The sequence below is a fragment of the Streptomyces sp. NBC_01296 genome, assembly GCF_035984415.1.
In the GTDB taxonomy this organism is placed as follows: Bacteria; Actinomycetota; Actinomycetes; order Streptomycetales; family Streptomycetaceae; genus Streptomyces.
Genome location: NZ_CP130720.1, coordinates 4,951,037 through 4,970,419, shown reverse-complemented (window position 1 = coordinate 4,970,419; position 19,383 = coordinate 4,951,037). Strand labels below are relative to the sequence as shown.

At 73.6% G+C, this 19,383-nt stretch carries 16 protein-coding genes; 6 read left to right on the top strand and 10 right to left on the bottom strand.

Annotation, left to right across the window (positions count from 1 at the left end):
* Positions 1-43: 43 nt before the first annotated feature.
* The gene (locus OG299_RS22605; protein ID WP_327362422.1) at positions 44-1,318 is read left to right on the top strand and encodes an ABC transporter substrate-binding protein; all 1,275 of its coding nucleotides are present in this window, start codon (positions 44-46) and stop codon (positions 1,316-1,318) included.
* A gap of 47 nt (positions 1,319-1,365) precedes the next feature.
* Here OG299_RS22605 and OG299_RS22600 read toward each other — a convergent pair whose 3' ends face one another.
* Positions 1,366-2,964, bottom strand: coding sequence for a hypothetical protein (locus OG299_RS22600; RefSeq protein WP_327362421.1), 1,599 nt, complete (start codon positions 2,962-2,964; stop codon positions 1,366-1,368).
* A gap of 94 nt (positions 2,965-3,058) precedes the next feature.
* Positions 3,059-4,438, bottom strand: a complete 1,380-nt coding sequence (locus tag OG299_RS22595) for an NsdA family TPR-like regulatory protein (RefSeq protein WP_266628246.1) — start codon at positions 4,436-4,438, stop codon at positions 3,059-3,061.
* A 220-nt stretch (positions 4,439-4,658) separates the two neighbouring features.
* Here OG299_RS22595 and OG299_RS22590 point away from each other — a divergent pair, with 220 nt between their 5' ends.
* The 3 genes from OG299_RS22590 (at position 4,659) to OG299_RS22580 (ending at position 7,988) form a co-directional block, all read left to right on the top strand.
* Complete coding sequence (locus OG299_RS22590; protein WP_266633452.1) at positions 4,659-5,339, top strand: bifunctional DNA primase/polymerase; 681 nt, start codon at positions 4,659-4,661, stop codon at positions 5,337-5,339.
* A gap of 151 nt (positions 5,340-5,490) precedes the next feature.
* Positions 5,491-6,333, top strand: coding sequence for an ABC transporter ATP-binding protein (locus OG299_RS22585; RefSeq protein WP_266628244.1), 843 nt, complete (start codon positions 5,491-5,493; stop codon positions 6,331-6,333).
* Complete coding sequence (locus tag OG299_RS22580) at positions 6,330-7,988, top strand: transporter (RefSeq protein ID WP_327362420.1); 1,659 nt, start codon at positions 6,330-6,332, stop codon at positions 7,986-7,988. Before OG299_RS22585 ends, OG299_RS22580 begins: the two co-directional genes overlap by 4 nt.
* Before the next feature lie 150 nt (positions 7,989-8,138).
* On the opposite strand, the gene OG299_RS22575 is transcribed toward OG299_RS22580, so the two are convergent.
* Positions 8,139-9,023, bottom strand: coding sequence for an alpha/beta fold hydrolase (locus OG299_RS22575; RefSeq protein WP_266628240.1), 885 nt, complete (start codon positions 9,021-9,023; stop codon positions 8,139-8,141).
* A 283-nt stretch (positions 9,024-9,306) separates the two neighbouring features.
* Positions 9,307-9,999, bottom strand: a complete 693-nt coding sequence (locus tag OG299_RS22570; protein ID WP_030156851.1) for an iron-dependent transcriptional repressor DtxR — start codon at positions 9,997-9,999, stop codon at positions 9,307-9,309.
* A gap of 190 nt (positions 10,000-10,189) precedes the next feature.
* Between OG299_RS22570 and OG299_RS22565 the strand changes: the two genes are divergently transcribed.
* Entirely contained in the window at positions 10,190-10,945 is a 756-nt protein-coding gene (locus tag OG299_RS22565) for an SIS domain-containing protein (RefSeq protein WP_327362419.1), read from the top strand.
* Between the two features lie 11 nt (positions 10,946-10,956).
* On the opposite strand, the gene OG299_RS22560 is transcribed toward OG299_RS22565, so the two are convergent.
* Positions 10,957-12,291 carry a PAS domain-containing protein gene (locus OG299_RS22560; protein WP_266628234.1) on the bottom strand — a complete coding sequence of 445 codons (1,335 nt, stop codon included), beginning with the start codon at positions 12,289-12,291 and terminating at the stop codon, positions 10,957-10,959.
* 435 nt (positions 12,292-12,726) lie between these two features.
* Complete coding sequence (pdxH, locus tag OG299_RS22555) at positions 12,727-13,389, bottom strand: pyridoxamine 5'-phosphate oxidase (RefSeq protein ID WP_327362418.1); 663 nt, start codon at positions 13,387-13,389, stop codon at positions 12,727-12,729.
* Between the two features lie 200 nt (positions 13,390-13,589).
* On the opposite strand from pdxH, the gene OG299_RS22550 reads away from it, so the two are divergent.
* On the top strand, positions 13,590-14,696 hold the full coding sequence (locus tag OG299_RS22550) for a citrate synthase 2 (RefSeq protein ID WP_327362417.1): 1,107 nt from the start codon (positions 13,590-13,592) through the stop codon (positions 14,694-14,696).
* Positions 14,697-14,763: 67 nt separating this feature from the next.
* Here OG299_RS22550 and OG299_RS22545 read toward each other — a convergent pair whose 3' ends face one another.
* From OG299_RS22545 to OG299_RS22530, 4 genes are all read right to left on the bottom strand, one after another.
* Positions 14,764-15,381, bottom strand: a complete 618-nt coding sequence (locus OG299_RS22545; RefSeq protein ID WP_266628229.1) for a TetR/AcrR family transcriptional regulator — start codon at positions 15,379-15,381, stop codon at positions 14,764-14,766.
* Complete coding sequence (locus tag OG299_RS22540) at positions 15,369-16,106, bottom strand: enoyl-CoA hydratase family protein (RefSeq protein WP_266628227.1); 738 nt, start codon at positions 16,104-16,106, stop codon at positions 15,369-15,371. Before OG299_RS22540 ends, OG299_RS22545 begins: the two co-directional genes overlap by 13 nt.
* Before the next feature lie 121 nt (positions 16,107-16,227).
* Positions 16,228-17,400 (bottom strand): acyl-CoA dehydrogenase family protein, encoded by a 1,173-nt coding sequence (locus OG299_RS22535; RefSeq protein WP_266628225.1) that lies wholly within the window; start codon positions 17,398-17,400, stop codon positions 16,228-16,230.
* Positions 17,397-19,376 carry an ATP-binding protein gene (locus tag OG299_RS22530; RefSeq protein ID WP_327362416.1) on the bottom strand — a complete coding sequence of 660 codons (1,980 nt, stop codon included), beginning with the start codon at positions 19,374-19,376 and terminating at the stop codon, positions 17,397-17,399. The genes OG299_RS22535 and OG299_RS22530 overlap by 4 nt, the downstream gene beginning before the upstream one ends.
* Positions 19,377-19,383: the final 7 nt, after the last annotated feature.

Genomic DNA, 19,383 nt, shown 5'->3' with positions numbered 1-19,383 from the left:
ATCTCATTTTCCAGTTACCCGCGGGGCGGAAGGGTGCATGGACATGACCGAATGGCGACGCACGGCATCCTTTTCCCGCACTCTGCTGGCAACGGCGATGGGCTCGTGTCTCGTCACCGGTTGCGGGGTGCTCCCCGGAGGCCCGGGGGGCTCCGGGGACACCATCACGGTCATGACCTTCGCACCGCAGGGCACCCAGGCGACCAACATGCCCGGAATGCCCGGCATGGCCAAGGCCTATGAGGCCTGGGTCAACTCCAAGGGCGGCATCAACGGTCACAAACTGCGCGTACTGACCTGCAACGAGAAGAACACCGCGAACGGCGCCGCCGACTGCGCCCGCAAGGCCATCAGCGAGAAGGCCGTCGCGGTCGTCGGCTCGTACAGCCAGCACGGGCGCGCCTTCATGGCACCCCTGGAGGCCGAGGGCATCCCCTTCATCGGCGGGTACGGGGTCTCCTCCGAGGAGTTCCAGAGCCCCTTCTCCTACCCCGTCAACGGCGGTCAGCCCGTGCTCCTCGCCGGCGCCGGGCACCAGCTGGGCCGGGCCTGCAGCCAGGTGGCCGTCGTCCGCCCGGACACCCTCGCGGGCGACTCCATGCCGCTCCTGCTCAACGCCGGGCTCAAGGCCAACAAGATGCCCGACGCCAACGACATCCGGGCCGCCGAGGACTCCGCGGACTACACGCCGCAGGCCCGCGAGGCGCTCTCCAACTCCTCCGGCGGCAAGGACAAGGGCTGCGTCACGGCCGTCCTCGGCGAGCGCACGGAGACGTTCTTCGACGCCTTCCGCCGCGTCGACGACAAGCACAAGAACCCGCAGATCTCCTCCGTGCTGGGCAGCGTCAGCCAGGCCGTGGTCGACCGCACCGGCGGCAAGGAGAGCCCCTTCGAGGGCGCGTACCTCACCAGCTGGTACCCGGTGTCGACCGATCCGCTGTGGGAGCAGATGCGGAACGTGATCTCCGATCACGCGTTCGGCAACGACGCCGTGGACGCGGACGACAGCGGGACGCAGACCACCTGGATCGCGTACACGGTGCTCAGCGAGACCGTGAAGCGGTTCAAGTCCGGCGAGGACATCACGGCGCGCAAGGTGGCGCGCGCGCTGAACCAGTCGGAGCCGGTGAAGACCGGTGGGCTGACCCCGGACCTGAGCTGGCGCTACAAGGACATGCGCGCCGTCGCCGGCTTCCCGCGCATGGTGAACGGGCGGGTCAACTTCCAGGTCGTCCAGGCGGGCCGACTGGTCGCCCAGCCGGGCGAGCAGTCGATGGACATGACCCAGACCCTGGAGCAGGCCCCCCGCGCCGCCTAGGGGGGTGCTCCGGGCCTCCGTCTAGGGGGCGTGCTCCGGGCCTCCGTCTAGAGCTGCGACTTGTCCCGCTTGGTGAGGCCGTACTTGGCCGCGATCGTGTTCCACAGGGTCGCGGCCGACTCCTTCGCCTTCGTCGCCTCGCCGCTCGCCTTGTTGCCGTCGGCGGCGTTGCCGGTGTTCTTGGCCTGCCCGTCCTTGCAGCCCTTCTTGTCTCCGGCGGCTTCGTCCGCCCAGGCCGCGTAGCTGTTGTCGGCGGCCGCGGAGGACTGCCAGGCCTTGGTGAGCGAGGCGGCCAGCCTCGCGTTGTCCGGGAGCTGGTCCATCTTCAGGTCCTGGAGACGGGTGACGAGCTCCTCGCGCTGGCGGGCGGCGTCGCGCAGATCGGTCGCCGCCTGGCCGAGGTTGCGGCAGCCCTTGATGTCGTCGACGGACCGGATCACTGCGGCGCGGCTGTCGTTGCTGTCCGCGAGGAGCTTGTCCAGCTGGACGGCCTGCGCCCGGGCCGGGTCCACGGGCGCCTCGCCGGCGGCCGCGGCCGAGCTGCCGGCGGTGGGGGTCGCCGCTGCCGCAGCGGGGTCGTTGTTCTGCGCCTTTCCGTCGCTGAGGAGCGCGCCGACGCCGAGCCCGACGACGACCAGGCCGATGACGACGGCGGCGATCACGCCGGCCGGCACGCGCCGGGGCGCCTCCGGCGGGGGCGGGGGCGGCGCGTACTGCGGGTGCTGCTGGGGCTGGCCCTGCGCCGGGGGCGCTGCGGGCCGCTGCCCGCGCGGCGGATAGCCCCGCGGCGGCGGCTGCCGCAGCACCGGCTCCTGTACGGGCGGCAGGTGCTGGGTGTGCCCGGCTTCGGCGCCGTCCCCGCGGAACAGCGCGTCGAACCCGTCGGTGACGGGCGGGATGTACTGGGTCGCCGCCTCATGGTGCGCGGGCGCAGCCGGAACGGGCGGGATGTACTGCGTCGCCGCTTCACCGTGCGCGGGCCCGGCCGGAACGGGCGGAATGTACTGCGTGGCCCCTTCGTCGGCCGCAGGCGCAGCCGGGACCGGCGGGATGTACTGGGTCGCCGCCTCATGGTGCGCGGGCCCGGCCGGGACCGGCGGGATGTACTGCGTGGCCCCTTCATCGGCCGCGGGCGCAGCCGGAACGGGCGGGATGTACTGGGTCGCCGCCTCATGGTGCGCGGGCGCAGCCGGGACCGGCGGGATGTACTGCGTGGCCCCTTCATCGGCCGCGGGCGCAGCCGGAACGGGCGGGATGTACTGCGTCGCCGCCTCGGGCAGCGGCGGGTAGCCGTACCCGTGCGGCTCCCCGGGCCCCTCGTAACCGGGACCCACCACATGCCCGGGCGCGGGCTGCCCCGGCGCAGACGGGTACCCGTACCCGGCCTGCCCCGACTCCTCCGGGCTCTGCGGCTCCCCCGGCTGGGGCTGGCCCGGCTGGGGCCGGCCCGGCGCCGGGGGGTAGCCGTACGCCGGCTCGCCCGGCTGCGGCGTCGGCGGGTAGCCTCCCCCAGCTACCGCTGGGAGGTGCCCCCCTGCCGGCCGGCCCGGGCTCTGCGGCTGCTGCGGGTACGCCGGGTCGGGGCCCCACGGCGCACCGGCCTGCGGGGCCGCCTGTCGGCCGCCGCCCTGTCCGCTCTCCGTCACCGGGACTCCTTCGCCGACTACGCCGGTATTCCGAATCGTCGGCTCACGCTACCCGGTCACCCCCCACCCCCGGCAGGCCCACCCGTCCCGTCCCCTACGCCACCACCTCCAGGCGGGCCGTGAACTCGCGGGCCGCCGGCTCTTCGCGGTACGGGGCGAGCCGGGTGCGGAAGTCGTCCAGGTACTCCGCGCCCCGGTTCGAGCGGAGCCCCGACAGCAGGTCCGCCGCCTTCGCGGCGGTCTGGCAGGCCTGCTCCACCTCCCGCTGCTGCACCTGCGCCGACGCCAGCAGCAGCAGACCGATCGCCCGGCGCCGGGCCTTGCCCGCCGGGAGCCCCCGCAGCGCGTCCTCGGCCTGCCGGGCCGCCGCCTCCGCCTGACCCAGGTCCCGGTGGCAGTGCGCCAGCTCGTCCGCGAGGTACGCCGCGTCGAAGTGCCGGATCCAGACCGGGTCATCGCCCGACTCCGGCTCCGCCCGCTCCAGCGCGGTCACCGCCCGCGAGGACAGCACCGCCGTGGCCCGGGTGTCGCCCAGCAGCGCGTGCCCGCGCGCCTCGGCGGCGTAGAACATCGCCTCCACCCGCGGCGTGACCTGCCCGCGGGTCCCCTCCTGAGCGGCCCGCGCGAGCTGCGCGATCTCCCGCGGATTGCCCAGTTCCGCCGCGAGGTGGCTCATCGACGCCGCGAGCACGTAGCCCCCGTACGCCCGGTCCCCCGCCGCCTGCGCCAGCCGTAGCGCCTGGATGTAGTAGCGCTGCGCCAGGCCCGGCTGCCCGGTGTCCACCGCCATGTAGCCGGCCAGCTCCGTCAGCCGGGCCACGGCCGCGAACAGCGCCCGCCCGACCGGCTCCCGGTACGAGCCGCCGATCAGCCCGGAGACCACGGAGTTGAGGTAGTGCACGACCACGGGCCGCACGTGCCCGCTGCCGAAGCGGTGGTCGAGGTCCTTGAGGGCCTCGGTGGTCGCCCGTACCGCCTCCACGTCCGGCATCCCGACGCGCGAGCCGCCGCTGCGCGCGACCTGCGCGTCGGCGCCGGTGATCAGCCAGTCGCGGCTCGGTTCGACGAGCGCGGACGCGGCCACGCTCGACCCGGACAGGAAGTCGCGGCGGCCGACATCGCTCCGCCACAGCTCGCTGACCTGCTCGATGGCGCCGATGACGGTCGGGGAGAACTGCAGGCCGATGCCGGAGGCGAGGTTCTTGCCGTTGGCCATGCCGATCTCGTCGATGGTGACGGTCCGGCCGAGTTTGCGCCCCAGCGCCTCGGCGATGATGCCGGGTGCCCGGCCACGCGGCTGCTGGCCGCGCAGCCACCGGGCCACGGAAGTCTTGTCGTAGCGGAGATCGAGGCCGTGTTCGGCCCCGCACATGTTGACGCGCCGGGCGAGCCCGGCGTTCGAGCACCCGGCTTCCTGGATGAGCGCCTGTAGCCGTTCATTCGGCTGGCGCGCGACGAGAGGCCTGGCTGCCATGAAAACCCCCAGTAGCCGCGGGTGATCGTTGGAATGATCACTTCCCGCCTGATGTGCGGAGAATCATCCGCTCTGCGTCGTGTCGCTACCCAACTCCGGCGCCCCGACCTCCTACGCGCCCCCGCGCGTGCTCCAGTGCGCCCCGTATGCAGGATCGATGCTCCGCCCACCGGCTGGTTGACGCCCGTAACCCCGGGTGACCCCGGGAGTTGTGATGGGCGTGGAAGAGACCATCACAGTCACGGAGACCGCACCCGTCCCCAAGCAGCGCGGCGAGCAGCTGCTGGACCATGCCGTGCGGTACGCGGAAGAACGGCACTGGGACGTCTTCGCCGGCACCTGGCTGGAGTCCGCGGAAGGGCGGGAGCTGTGCTCCTGCGGGGCGCAGGACTGCCCGGCGCCGGGCGCGCACGCCACGGTGAAGGACTGGGCGGCGCTGGCCACGGGCAGCGCGGTCCAGGTGCGGCGGATCTGGGCGAAGACCCCCGAGGCCTCGATCCTGCTGCCGACCGGCCGGACGTTCGACGCGCTGGACGTGCCGGACTCGGCCGGGTTCCTGGCGCTGGCGCGGCTGGAGCGGATGGAACGCACCCTGGGTCCGGTCGCCCTCACGCCCGACCACCGGATGCTGTTCTTCGTCCTGCCGGGCGCCGGGGCGAAGGTGCCGGACCTGGTGCGCAAGCTCGGCTGGTCACCGGCCTCGATCGACCTCGTCGCGCGGGGCGAGGGCGAGTACGTGGCCGCCCCTCCCACCCGCTTCGGCGGCCGGGGCTCGGTCCAGTGGGCGCGCCGGCCCACCCCGGCGAACCGGTGGCTGCCGGACACGGAGGAGCTGATCGCCGCGCTGGCGTACGCGTGCGGGCGCGAGGCCGCGGCGGACCGGGACCGCCAGGGCGCCTGACCCGCGTTCCGCAAAGACCTCCGGAATGCCGTAGATCACAACAGGGACATTCCTGTACGGAAACTCATGACATAAGTAACTGCCCCGCCTCACCCCGCCCTCCTATCGTGAAGAACGCAGGACCACGGGGAACACAGCGAGAGGCAGGCGCATGCCGGACCAGGCAGATGCGACGGGTGGGACGTACGGACCGGGCGGCGCGCGAACCGCGCCGTCCTCCGGACGGGCGGCGGTACGGGTAGAGGGCCTGTGGAAGCGCTTCGGCGAACAGGTCGCGGTCGCGGGGATCGACCTCGAGCTGCCCGCGGGCCAGTTCATCGGCCTGGTCGGCCCGAACGGCGCGGGCAAGACGACGACGCTGTCGATGGTGACCGGGCTGCTGCGCCCTGACATGGGGCGGGTCTTCGTCGCCGGGCACGACGTCTGGAGCGACCCGGTCGAGGTGAAGTCGCGGATCGGCGTGCTGCCGGAGGGGCTGCGGCTGTTCGAGCGGCTGTCGGGGCGTGAACTGCTCGGCTACATGGGCCGGCTGCGCGGGCTGCCGGGCGAGGAGACCGACAAGCGGGCCACGCAGCTGCTGGAGGTCCTGGACCTCGCGGGCTCGCAGCACAAGCTCGTCGTGGACTACTCGACGGGCATGCGGAAGAAGATCGGCCTGGCCGCCGCCCTGCTGCACAACCCCGAAGTGCTGTTCCTGGACGAGCCGTTCGAGGGCGTGGACCCGGTGTCGGCGCAGACCATCCGCGGAGTGCTGGAACGGTACACCTCGTCCGGCGCCACGGTCGTCTTCTCCTCCCACGTCATGGAGCTGGTCGAGTCGCTGTGCGACTGGGTCGCCGTCATGGCCGCCGGCCGGATCCGCGCCGCGGGCCCGCTGGCCGACGTACGGGGAAACGCGCCCTCGCTGCAGGCCGCGTTCCTGGAGCTGGTCGGCGCGGGCGGCCGCGACGCGGGCGACTCGCTGGACTGGCTCGGCGGGCAGGCCGCCCGATGAGCGCCGCATCCGCCTCCGCTCCGGCGGCCGCCACGGCCGCGGCGCCGACCGCGGCCGGCGCCGCCGACCTGACCGCGGTCTTCGTCCGCCTCAAGCTGTCGCTGCTCCGCAACGGGCTCAAGGGCTCGTCGAAGCGCAAGGCCGCCTACTTCGGCTCGCTGGCGTTCGCGCTGGTCGTGGCCTGCTTCGCGATGCTCGGCCTGGCGGTGCTGCACGGGAACGCGCACGCGGGCACGGTCGTCGTCCTGTTCGCCGCGATCCTGGCGCTGGGCTGGACGTTCATGCCGCTGTTCTTCCCCAGCGGGGACGAGACGCTCGACCCGAGCCGGCTGGTCATGCTGCCGCTGCGCCCGCGACCGCTCGTACGGGCCCTGCTGGCCTCCTCGCTGGTCGGGATCGGCCCGCTGTTCACGGTCTGCCTCGCGGTGGGCTCGGTGGTGGCCGTCGCGCGGGGCGCGGCGGGCATCGTGGCCGCCGTACCGGCCGTACCGCTCCTGGTGCTGGGCTGCGTCACGCTGGCCCGCGCGGTGGCCACGGCCAACGTCCGGCTGCTGACCAGCCGCAAGGGGCGTGACCTCGCGCTGCTCAGCGGCCTGCTGATCGCGGTGGGCGCGCAGCTGGCGAACTTCGCGAGCCAGCGCCTGTTCCAGTCGGGCGGCCTGGCCCAGCTGGAGCCGGTCGAGGCCGTGGTGCGGTGGCTGCCGCCCGCGACGGCCGTCGGCATGGTGGACTCGGCGAGCAAGGGCTCGTACGGCGTGGCGGCGGCGCAGCTGGCCGTCACCGTCCTGGCGCTGGTCCTGCTCCTGTGGTTCTGGGAGCGGAGCCTGACGACCCTGATGGTCACCCCGGACGGCTCGACGATCGCGGCCTCGAAGCCGTCGGCGAAGCGGGAGTCCACGGGCGGCGCCGGCGTCTGGTCGTTCCTGCCGGGCGGGCGGACGGGCGCGGTCATGCAGCGCACGCTGCGGTACGTGGTCCGCGACCCGAAGACGAAGTCGGCGTGGGTGACGGCGCTGGCGATCGGCCTGATCGTCCCGGTCTTCAACGCCCTCCAGGGCACGGGCTCGGTGTACCTGGCCTGCTTCGGCGCGGGCATGCTGGGCGTCCAGATGTACAACCAGTTCGGGCAGGACACTTCGGCGTTCTGGATGGTCGCGCAGACCATTTCGACCCCGCGGGACGCGTTCGCGGAGCTGCGCGCCCGCGCGTACGCCCTGGCCCTGGTCACCGTCCCCTACACGCTGGTGGTCACGGCGGTCACCGCGGCGCTGGTCCACAACTGGGGCGGGTTCCCGGCGGCGCTCGGGGTGGGGCTGGCCCTGCTGGGCTCGATGCTGTGCACGGGGGCGCTGGCCTCGGCCCGGTTCCCGTACTCCATCCCGACGGACGGCGCCTTCAAGAACGTCGCCCCGGGGCAGGCCGGGCTCGCCTGGGCCGGGATCTTCGGCGGCATGCTGGCGTCGGCGCTGATCTGCTCGCCGGTGATCGCGCTGACGGTCTTCCTCAGCGTGACGGACCAGCAGTCGCTGACCTGGATCGTGCTCCCGCTGGGCGCTGCCTGGGGCACCTTCGCGGCCTGGGCGGGGCTGCGCCTGGCGGCCCCGACGGTGGCCAGGACCCTTCCGGAGATCCTGCTGGCGGTCAGCAAGGGCTGAGCGGCGGGTCCCGCGTCCGCACGGGGGACGGACGCGGGACGGAGGGGACGGAGGGGGTGACGGGCGGCTGCCCGCCGCCCCCTCCTTTTCGTACGTGACGTGCGTGGCGTCCGTGGCGTCCGCGGCGCTGTCGGGCGTACGGGGCGCCGGTCAGGTCGCGGCGGCCCTGACCTGGTCCAGGAAGGGCTCCAGGGCGGCGCGCCAGGCCGTCGGATGGTCGTAGTGGAGGTAGTGGCCGGCATCGGGGATCTCGGCGTACTGGCCGGCGGGGAGGACGCGGACCATCTCCTGGGCCTCCGCGCGGCCGAGTTCGCCGTCCAGGCCCCGGACGACGAGGGTCGGGCAGCGGACCTGGGCCAGCTCCTCCCAGTGCGCGTCGTGGACCCAGGTCTCGCGGGCCCTCAGCATCTGGCGGCGGGAGAACAGGGGGCGCCAGCCGTCCGGAGCCTGGTGCATCACCTCGGCGAAGAAGGCGCCGCGGCCGGGGTCGGGGCGTTCCACCCGGGGGTCGTCCTGGCCGAACCAGCGGCGGGCGGCGTCCTGGGTGGGGAAGGGGAGGGGCCAGCGGTGGAACCACTCCTCCCATTCCTGCTGGGAGGCCTCGCCGAGGGCGGAGGCGCGCATGTCGCAGATGACCAGGGCCTCGACCAGGTCGGGGCGGCGGGCCGCCAGCTGCCAGCCGGTGAGGGCGCCCATGGAGTGGCCGATCAGGGTCACGGGCCCCAGGCCGAGCTGCTCGATGACGGTTTCGGCGTCGGCCACGAACGCGTCGCGCCCCAGGCGGGTCGAGGCGCCCGGGCCGGCCGAGGGGCGGTCGCTCTGGCCGTGGCCGCGCTGGTCGAGGGCCACGACGCGGCGGTTCCGGGCGAGCCAGCGGGCGGTGCCCGCCCAGTGGAAGGCGCGGCCCATCAGGCCGTGGAGTAACAGCACCCGGGGCGCGTGGGGATCCGGGGGCGCGGTGGCGGCGGACTCTCGGAACTCCCAGGCGGCCAGGCGCACACCGTCGGCCCCTGTCACATCGATGCGCTGTACCACGGCAGATGCACCCCCTTCGCTCACGGCCAGACTATCGAACCCGTATTCGAAAACGGGGTTCTCGCCTTCAACACCGCTCTTTCGAGTGACCTTGCTCAAGGATTGGCCGCCGCTGCCGATGGAGATCCTTTCAGCAGGGAGGCGGGCCGCTCGGGGAAGACGGTCCGAGGGGATGACCTTGAGAGCTCGGGGCTCCAGGTCAACAAAGGGGAGGACCGGTCCCGGCGCCGCAAGGCGCCGGGACCGCCCACTTCCACCACCCCCGAACGCCGCGTGCGTCCGGTCAGCGCTTGGCCACGAACACGTGCGAGGCGATCTCCGCGTCCAGTTCTGCGGCCTCTCCGCCGCTGCCGACCAGCACACCGCCCGGCGACTCGGTCACGCTGACCACCGAGCCGGGCTGCACGCCCGCCCGCCGCAGCGTGTACATCAGCTGGGCGTCCGTCTGGATCGGCTCCCCGATCCGGCGCACGACCACGGTCTTGCCGTCCGCACCCGGGTCCAGCTCCGACAGGCTGACCATGCCGTCCTCCAGGAACGGGTCCGCCTCGGCCTTCTCGCCCAGCTCCTCCAGCCCCGGGATGGGGTTCCCGTACGGCGACTCGGTCGGGTGGCGCAGCAGCTCCAGCACCCGCCGCTCCACCGCTTCGCTCATCACGTGCTCCCAGCGGCAGGCCTCGGCGTGCACCTGCTCCCACTCCAGGCCGATGACGTCGACGAGCAGGCATTCCGCGAGCCGGTGCTTGCGCATCACGCGCGTCGCCAGCCGCCGGCCCTCCTCCGTCAGCTCCAGGTGACGGTCGCTCGCCACGGCCACCAGGCCGTCCCGCTCCATGCGCGCCACCGTCTGGCTCACCGTCGGGCCGCTCTGGTCGAGCCGCTCGGCGATACGGGCGCGCATGGGGACCACGCCTTCCTCTTCCAGCTCGAGGATGGTGCGGAGATACATCTCCGTGGTATCGATCAGTCCGGACATTCGTGCCCCTCGGATATCGTGCGCTGGCCCTGCCCCCAATTCTGACGCATCCCGCGGACAACCGTCCCGTGCCTGACGTCAAGCCCCGCCCGGGACGTCCATTGACGTTCGTATTGACACGCCCTTGGTCCAGACCGCACGGTGAGCGGCGGACACGGACGAACCCCACATCTGGAAGGGCCATCGGCGTATGAGCGAGAGCAAGCTGGCCGGTCAGTTCCTCGACGCCGCGATCGGACTCCTGCAGCGGGTCCGCGACGAGGAGGCCGCGCACATCGCCGAGGCCGGAGCCGCCGTCGCCGACGCCGTCGCCGCCGGGAACCGGCTCTTCGTCTTCGGCGCCGGCCACTCCTCCCTCCCCGCCCAGGACGTGGTCTACCGGGCCGGCGGACTCGCCCTGATGAACTTCCTCGCCGTCCCCGGCACCGTCGGCATCGACGTCATGCCGGCCACCCTCGGCAGCGCCCTGGAGCGGGTCGACGGCCTCGCCGGCGCCGTCCTCGACAGCAGCCCGGCCGCCGACGGCGACGTCCTCGTGATCATCTCCCTCTCCGGGCGCAACGCCCTGCCGGTCGAGATGGCCATGAACGCCCGCGCCATCGGCCTGAAGGTCATCTGCGTGACCTCCGTGGCGTACGCGACGGAGACCAAGTCGCGGCACGCCTCGGGCACGTTCCTCAAGGACCACTGCGACATCGTCCTCGACAGCAAGATCGCGGTCGGCGACGCCGAGCTGAGCCTCGACGGCATCGACGCGCCCTTCGCGCCCGCCTCCACCGTCGTGACCAGCGCGATCATGCAGGCCGTGATGGCGGCGGCCGCGGGCGAGCTCGCCGCGCGCGGCATGGAGCCCCCGCTGCTGCGCTCGGGCAACGTCGACGGCGGCCACGAATGGAACGGCCGCGTCCTCCAGGAGTACGGCGACCGGATCTTCTTCCGCCACTGAGCGGCGGCGGGCTATTGCCGGGGTAATCCCTCGCCGGGGGTGCGGGGGCAGGCGGCCAGGTCGAGATCGGCCGCGACCCGGGCCGCCACCTCCTCCGCGTACGCCGCGTCCGCCTGTTCGAAGGCGGCCCGCGAAGCGCCCCGTACGAAGGTCAGCGCCCCCAGGGTCCGCCCGCGGCTGCGCAGCACCGTGCACAGCACGTGCGCCGCATCCTCCGGCCACTGCCGGTCCCGCGCCCAGCCCGCGCCCGCCTCCCCCCGCGGGGCGCTGGTGCGCACCGAGCCGATCCGGTCGAGCGCCTGCAGCGCCGGATGCCCGGGCTCGTACCGCGCTTGGCTCGCCCCCGCCCCGGGCAGCAGCGGCGGCGAGGCGGCCACCCGTACCAGGCGCTGCCGGTCCGGGTCGGCCGACTGCTCCAGTACGTCGAGCAGCGCGTGCTCCGCGAAGCCGGCGAGGGCGAAGTCCAGCCGTACGGCGGCGGCCTCGGCCGGGTCCTCGCACTCGGCGGCCGCCCGGCCCGAGCGGTGCAGCTGGCCGGCGCGGAACCGCAGCTGCGCCGTGTCCAGCGAGGCCTGCCGGGCCTCGGTGATGTCCTGGAACAGCCAGCCGACCCCGAGCGGCACCGGCTCCTCCGCCAGCGGGGACCCCAGCCGCAGGAACCCGGACCGCCAGCACCGCCGCCGCACCCCCTCCGGCGTGCGGACGGACACCCACAGCTCCACGGGCGCGGGCGGGGACCCGTCGGCGAGCACGTGCTGGAGCGCTCCCTCCAGCTCCTCGACGCCCTGGACCAGCAGCTCCCCCAGCGGCCGGCCGAGCAGCGCGGTGCGCCCCGATCCGAAGGCGCGGGCGGCGTGCGCGTTGACCACGGCGGGCCGCAGATCCACATCGACGAGGACGACACCCCACGAGGCGTCGTCCATCAGCGCCTCGCTGAGCGCGATGGACCGCTCCAGGTCGATCTGCGCGTGTACCTCACTGAAGGCGCAGTACACGCCGGCGGGCTTCCCGTCCGCCCCGGGCACCCCGGCGGACTGGGTCCGCACAAGCACCCGCCCGCCCTCCTTGGTCAGCAGCGCGAACTCGTGCACCTGCCGACCGGGCACGTCCTGGGCGGCCATGAGCCGCTCCTCGACGTCCTGCGCATCGGCGGCACGCACGGCCCACCCGGCGAACCCCTTGCGCCCGACCGCCTCGGCGGCGGTCCAGCCGAGGATCCGCTCGGCCTCGCGGTTCCAGTGCGTGATCACGCCGTCGGCGTCGAACGCGCACAACGCCGCGTCCATCCCGTCCAACAGCGCTGCGAGCAGATCGTCGGTGGTCTCACTCCGTCCGGAAGCACTCACCTGGCACCCCCTGCAGGTGTTCGCGTGTGCGGCACGTCAGATCATTCAACTGGAACGTGACGCAGCCCACACCGCATTCCCTGAATCGCCCCGAAATAAATCGCTTGAGTACCTCGGGGAGCGGTTCTAGGCTCTGCCGTACACGAGAAGGGAGGTGGTTCCCGAAATGTACGGAAACCGGACGCGTGAGGTGGCTGCGGGCTAAGGGCCCGTCGTCGCACGCACCCAGTGCGGTGCCCGGCGGGTACGCCAGGCGCCAATCCCAAGCAGTCACCCGACCCGCGGGCTCGCCGGTACGTCCGGCCGGCTTCTCGCCTTGTAGGCGAGAAACCCGAGCCCGCGGGTCGTCTGCGTTTTCCAGCCCCGGCCAGTGGTGCGCGGGGCCGCAACGGCCCACCCCCGCCCGGCCCAGCCGGCCCGCCCGGCGCCGCGCGGCTACGGGCAGAGGCGCTCGAGGCGCCACTTGCCGCCCTCGAGGACGTAGCGCAGCCGGTCGTGGAGCCGGTTCTCGTGGCCCTGCCAGAACTCCATCGCGTCGGGGACGACCCGGATGCCGCCCCACTCGGGCGGGACGGGGACCTGCTCGCCCTCGGGGTAGCGCTCGGCGAGCTCCGTGTAACGGCGGTCGAGCTCGGCGCGGGATCCGATCACCCGGGACTGCTCGCTCGCCCAGGCGCCCAGCTGGGAGCCGTGCGGGCGGGAGCGGAAGTACGCCGCCGTCTCGTCGCGGCCGATCCGCGAGGCCGTGCCGGTGACGATGACCTGGCGGGCGATGGGGTGCCAGGGGAAGAGCAGCGCGACGTGCGGGTTCGCGTCGATCTCGCGGCCCTTGCGCGAGCCGTAGTTGGTGTAGAAGGCGAAGCCCCGCTCGTCGAACTGCTTCAGCAGCACCGTGCGGGAGCTGGGGCGGCCGTCGGGGGTCGCCGTCGAGACGACCATCGCGTTCGGTTCGAAGAGGTGCGAGTCGGCGGCCTGCTGGAACCACTCGGCGAACTGCCTCATGGGGTCCTCGGCGAGGCCCTCCTCGTGGACGATCTCCGAGCGGTACTGCTTGCGCATCGTGGCGGGGTCAATGTCCTGGTCGGTCACGCCAGCCATCCTGCCGCAGGAGTGCTTGCAGCAGTGTGCCGTATGTCACGCTTCCGCCTGCCATCCGGAACCGCCAAAATCTTGGGGCCGGTCCGGAGGTCCCCACACGGGTGACCGACGGCCGTGCCGGGCATCAACGGGGATGACCGCGCCGGACCGCGAGTCACGCCGGGAGCCGCGCGTGTTCGCACTATCTGAGGAGCCGCCTGATGTCCGACTTCGTACCCGGGCTCGAAGGGGTCGTCGCGTTCGAGACCGAGATCGCCGAACCGGATAAGGAGGGTGGGTCGCTCCGCTACCGCGGGGTCGACATCGAGGATCTCGTCGGGCACGTCTCGTTCGGCAACGTCTGGGGCCTGCTGGTCGACGGGGCGTTCAACCCCGGCCTGCCCGCCGCCGAGCCCTTCCCGATCCCGGTGCACTCCGGTGACATCCGTGTCGACGTGCAGTCCGCCCTCGCCATGCTCGCCCCCGTGTGGGGTCTGAAACCGCTGCTCGACATCGACGAGCGGACCGCCCGCGACGACCTCGCGCGCGCCGCCGTGATGGCGCTGTCGTACGTCGCCCAGTCCGCGCGCGGGCAGGGCCGGCCGATGGTGCCGCAGAGCGAGATCGACAAGGCCGAGTCCGTGGTCGAGCGGTTCATGATCCGCTGGCGCGGTGAGCCGGACCCGAAGCACGTCAAGGCCGTCGACGCGTACTGGACCTCGGCCGCCGAGCACGGGATGAACGCCTCGACGTTCACCGCGCGGGTGATCGCCTCGACCGGTGCGGACGTGGCCGCGGCCCTCTCGGGCGCCGTCGGCGCCATGTCCGGGCCGCTGCACGGCGGCGCGCCGTCCCGCGTGCTCGGCATGATCGAGGAGATCGAGCGCACCGGCGACGCCGTGGCGTACGTGAAGAAGGCCCTGGACAAGGGCGAGCGGCTGATGGGCTTCGGGCACCGCGTGTACCGGGCCGAAGACCCGCGCGCCCGTGTGCTGCGGCGCACCGCCAAGGAGCTGGACGCGCCGCGCTACGAGGTGGCCGCCGCGCTCGAGAAGGCCGCGCTGGAGGAGCTGCACGCCCGCCGCCCCGACCGGGTGCTGGCGACCAACGTGGAGTTCTGGGCCGCGATCATGCTGGACTTCGCGGAGGTCCCGGCGCACATGTTCACCTCGATGTTCACCTGCGCCCGGACCGCCGGCTGGTCGGCGCACATCCTGGAGCAGAAGCGCACGGGCCGCCTGGTGCGCCCGTCGGCCCGCTACATCGGCCCGGGTCAGCGCAACCCCCGCGAGATCGAGGGGTACGCCGACATCGCCGAGACGGCCTGAGCCCTTCCTTCGCAGGGCGTGAGGGCGCCGCAATCCCGCGGTACGGGGTGCGGCGCCCTCCGCGTCCTCAGCCGAGGGTGTCGTCCAGGATCCGCGACCATTGGGCGACCACGCGGGCGCGGCGGGCCGCGTCGTCGGTGAGGACGTTGGCCAGGCCGAGGCCGCGGGCCATGTCGAGGAGGCCCTGTACGGTCTCGCGCACGCCGGGGACGGACTCGTCCGCGCCGAGGAGCTCCACGGCGATGCGGTGGGTCTCGCGGCCCACGCGGGCCTCCAGTTCGGTGACCTGGGGGCGCAGCTGCTCCTCGTTGGAGGCGGCGACCCACAGCTGGAGGGCGGCGCGGAAGAGGGCTCCGGTGTAGAGGTCGACGAGGGCTTCGACCACGGCGGGGCGGGCGGCGGGTCCGGCGTGGAAGAGGTCGCGCAGGGCGGCGGAGCGTTCCTCGGCGACGTAGGCGACGGCGGCGGTGAACAGGTCCTCGCGCGTCGGGAAGTGGTACTGGGCCGCGCCTCTGGAGACACCGGCGCGTTCGGCGACGACGGCGACGGTGGAGCCGGCCCAGCCCTGTTCGGCGAGGCAGGAGACGGCCGCTTCCAGGAGGTGGCGCCGGGTGACGCGGCTGCGGGCCTGCTTGGGGCCGGGCTGGGTGTCCTGCACGGAGCCGGCGTCGGTCACAGGGCCCATGACGGGTCCCGGCGTTCGAAGCGGGCGCCGATGCCCTCGCGGGCCTCGGCGGAGCCGAAGTGGTGGGCGGACAGCTCGGTGAGGGCGGCGCCGTCGCGGGCGAGGACGGCCCGCACCGGGGCGGTGAGCAGTTCCTTGGTGGCGGCGAGGGCCTGCGGGCCGGCCTTGCGCAGGCCCGCGAGGACGGGGTCGAGGACCTGGTCCACGTCGTCGCCGTGGAGGGTGAGCAGGCCGATCCGGACGGCTTCGGCGGCGTCGAAGGCCTCGGCGGTCAGGAAGTACCGGGCGGCGGCGCGCGGGTCCAGGCGCGGCAGCAGCGGCGCGGAGATCACGGCCGGGACCACGCCCAGGTGGGTCTCGGTGAAGGCGTACGTGGAGGCCGGGCCGGCGGCGGCGATGTCGCAGACGCCGAGGAGGCCGAGGCCGCCCGCCCGGACGTGGCCGGTGACGCGGGCCACGACCGGCTGGGGGAGTTCGGCGATCTCGCGGAGCAGGGCGAGGAAGTCGGCCGGGTCGCAGGGGGACTTCAGGTCGGCGCCGGCGCAGAACGTGGTGCCGGTGTGGGTGAGGACGACGGCCCGTGCCTCCGGGTCCGCCGCCGCGTCGGCGAGGGCCGTGCGCAGCTCGCCGACGAGGTCCGCGGAGAGTGCGTTGCGGTTGGCCGGGGAGTCGAGCGTGAGGGTGGTGACGCCATGCGTTCGCGCGGCGCCGACTGGGCGGGTCATGCCATGTCCTCCGGAGGTTGTGCGGATGCGTGGGGCCGGGCGGCGGGGGCCCGCCGGCGCCCGGCCGACCGGGCGGCCGACCGGGCCGGCCGACCGGGCCGGCCGTGACGCCGGACACCGCTCAGTACGACTTGGGCAGGCCCAAGGTCTGGTGCGAGACGAAGTTGAGGATCATCTCGCGGCTGACGGGGGCGATGCGGGACACCCGGGAGGCGGTGATGAGAGAGGCCAGTCCGTACTCGCGGGTGAGGCCGTTGCCGCCCAGGGTGTGGACCGACTGGTCCACCGCCTTCACGCAGGCCTCGGCGGCAGCGTACTTGGCCATGTTCGCGGCCTCACCGGCGGCCATGTCGTCGCCCGCGTCGTAGAGGTGGGCGGCCTTCTGCATCATCAGGCGGGCGAGTTCGAGGTCGATGTGGGCGGCGGCGAGGGGGTGGGCGATGGCCTGGTGGGCGCCGATCGCCTCCTTCCAGACCTGGCGGGTCTTCGCGTATTCGACGGCCTTGGCGAGGGCGTGGCGGCCCATGCCGATGGCGAAGGCGGCGGTCATGATGCGTTCGGGGTTGAGTCCCGCGAAGAGCTGGAGCAGGCCTGCGTCCTCGTCGCCGACGAGGGCGTCGGCGGGCAGCCGTACCTCGTCGAGGGTAAGCTCGAACTGCTTCTCCGCCGCCTGGAGTTCCATGTCGATGACGGAACGGGAGAAGCCGGGGGTGTCGCGCGGCACGATGAACAGGCAGGGCTTCAGGCTCCCCGTGCGCGCGTCTTCGGTGCGCCCGACGATGAGGGTGGCGTCGGCGATGTCGACGCCGGAGATGAAGACCTTGCGCCCGGTCAGCACCCACTCCTCGCCGTCGCGGCGGGCCGTGGTGGTGATGCGGTGGGAGTTGGAGCCGGCGTCGGGTTCGGTGATGCCGAAGGCCATGGTGCGGCTGCCGTCGGCGAGGCCGGGGAGCCAGGCCTGCTTCTGGGCGTCGGTGCCGAAGCGGGAGATGACCGTGCCGCAGATGGCGGGCGAGACGACCATCATCAGCAGGGGACAGCCGGCGGCGCCCAGTTCCTCGAGGACGATGGAGAGTTCGGCGATGCCGCCGCCCCCGCCGCCGTACTCCTCGGGGAGGTTGACCCCGAGGTAGCCGAGCTTGGCGGCGTCGGCCCACAGCTCGTCGGGGTGGCCGCCCTCGCGGGCGACGCGGGCGAGGTACGCGCGGCCGTAGCGCTGCCCGAGCGCGGCGACGGCGGCGCGCAGGGCCTTGTGTTCTTCGGTCTCGACAACGGCGCTGGTGGCGGGGCTCATGCGGGCTGTTCCTCCTGGACTACGGCGAGCAGGGCGCCGAACTCGACCGTGTGGCCGAGGGTGGCGTGGAGCGCGGTGAGCGTGCCGGAGGCGGGCGAGACGATGCGGTGCTCCATCTTCATGGCCTCCAGCCAGAGCAGGGGCTGCCCGGCCGTGACGGCGGCGCCGGGGGCGAGGCCCTCGGCGACGCGGACGACGGTGCCGGGCATGGGGGCGAGCAGGGAGCCGGGTTCGGTGCGGTCCTGGGGATCGGCGAACCGGGGGACGGGGGTGAGGGTGTGCGCCCCGAGCGTGGGGGTGCCCCCGCCGAAGACCGGGGGCGAGTCGACGTAGGTCTCGGCGGCTCCTGCGCCGTCGGTGTTCGATTTGCGTTTCACGTGGAACATCCGGCGGACGCCCTCGACTTCGAGGGTGACCCGGTCGGACTCGACGGCCAGGACTCGAACACCGGGATGGTCCACGAGCTCCGGGGGCCCGCTGCGGGCGGGCCGGTAACGGACCTCGTACTCGGCGCCCGCCGCGCTGTAGCGGCGGATCTGGGGCTGGGAGCGGAGGTTGCGCCAGCCGCCGAGCCGGGCGGCGAGCGGGCCGTCCGGGGCCGGCGCGGCATCGGCGAGGGCGGCTGCGACCGCGGCCAGGGTGGCGTCCGGGCTGCCTTCGGTGAGGGCTCCGAGGTGCCGCTCGTAGAACCCGGTGTCGAGCCGGGCCTCGGCGAACTCCGGGTGCCGCAGGGAGCGTACGAGGAGCTCGCGGTTGGTGGTGAGCCCGTGGATGCGAGCTCCGGCCAGGGCCTGGGCGAGGGCGCGGACCGCCTCGGCCCGGGTGGGGGCGTGGGCGACGACCTTGGCGAGCATCGGGTCGTAGTGGATGCCGACGGTGTCCCCGTCGGCGAAGCCGGTGTCCACGCGGACCTCACCGGGGACGGCGAGGGTGTGCAGGACTCCGGTCTGGGGGCGCCAGTCCTGGGCGGGGTCCTCGGCGTACAGGCGGGCCTCGACGGCGTGCCCGGCGGGCTCCGGGGGTGTCAGCGGCAGGGCCGCGCCCTCGGCGATGCGCAGTTGCAGGGCGACGAGGTCGAGGCCGAAGACGGCCTCGGTGACGGGGTGTTCCACCTGGAGGCGGGTGTTCATCTCCAGGAAGTACGGGCGTCCGTCGGCGGCGACGAGGAACTCGACCGTGCCCGCGCCCTGGTAGGAGACCGCGCGGGCGGCGGCCACGGCGGCCTCGTGGAGGCCGGCGCGCAGCGCCTCGGGCAGTGCGGGGGCCGGGGCCTCCTCGATGACCTTCTGGTGGCGCCGCTGGAGGGAGCAGTCGCGGGTGCCGAGGGCCCAGACGGTGCCGTGGGAGTCGGCGAGGATCTGGACCTCGACGTGGCGGCCGCGCTCGACGTAGGGCTCGGCGAAGACCTCGCCGTCGCCGAAGGCGGAGCGGGCCTCGGCGCAGGCGCCCTCCAGCTCCTCCTTGAGGGTGTCGAGGTCCCGTACGACGCGCATGCCGCGGCCGCCGCCGCCCGCGGCGGCCTTGAGCAGGAGGGGCAGGTCGGCGGCGGTGGCGTCCGCCGGGTCGACGGGGTCCAGGAGCGGGACCCCGGCGGCGCGCATCAGCTCCTTGGCCCGGGTCTTGGAGGCCATGGCCTCTATGGCCTCGGGCGGCGGGCCGATCCACGTGAGTCCGGCGGCGACGACCTCGCGGGCGAAGCCGGCGTTCTCGGAGAGGAACCCGTAGCCGGGGTGGACGGCGTCCGCGCCGGCGGCGAGGGCGGCCTTGATGACCAGGTCGCCGCGCAGGTAGGTGTCGGCGGGGGCGGCGCCCGGGAGGCGCACGGCCGCGTCGGCCTCCCGTACGTGCAGGGCGTCGGCGTCGGGGTCGGAGTGGACGGCGACGGTGGCCAGGCCCAGGGCGCGGGCGGTGCGGAAGACGCGGACGGCGATCTCACCGCGGTTGGCGACCAGGAGGGAGGTGATCGGGTTCGTCATGTGCGGG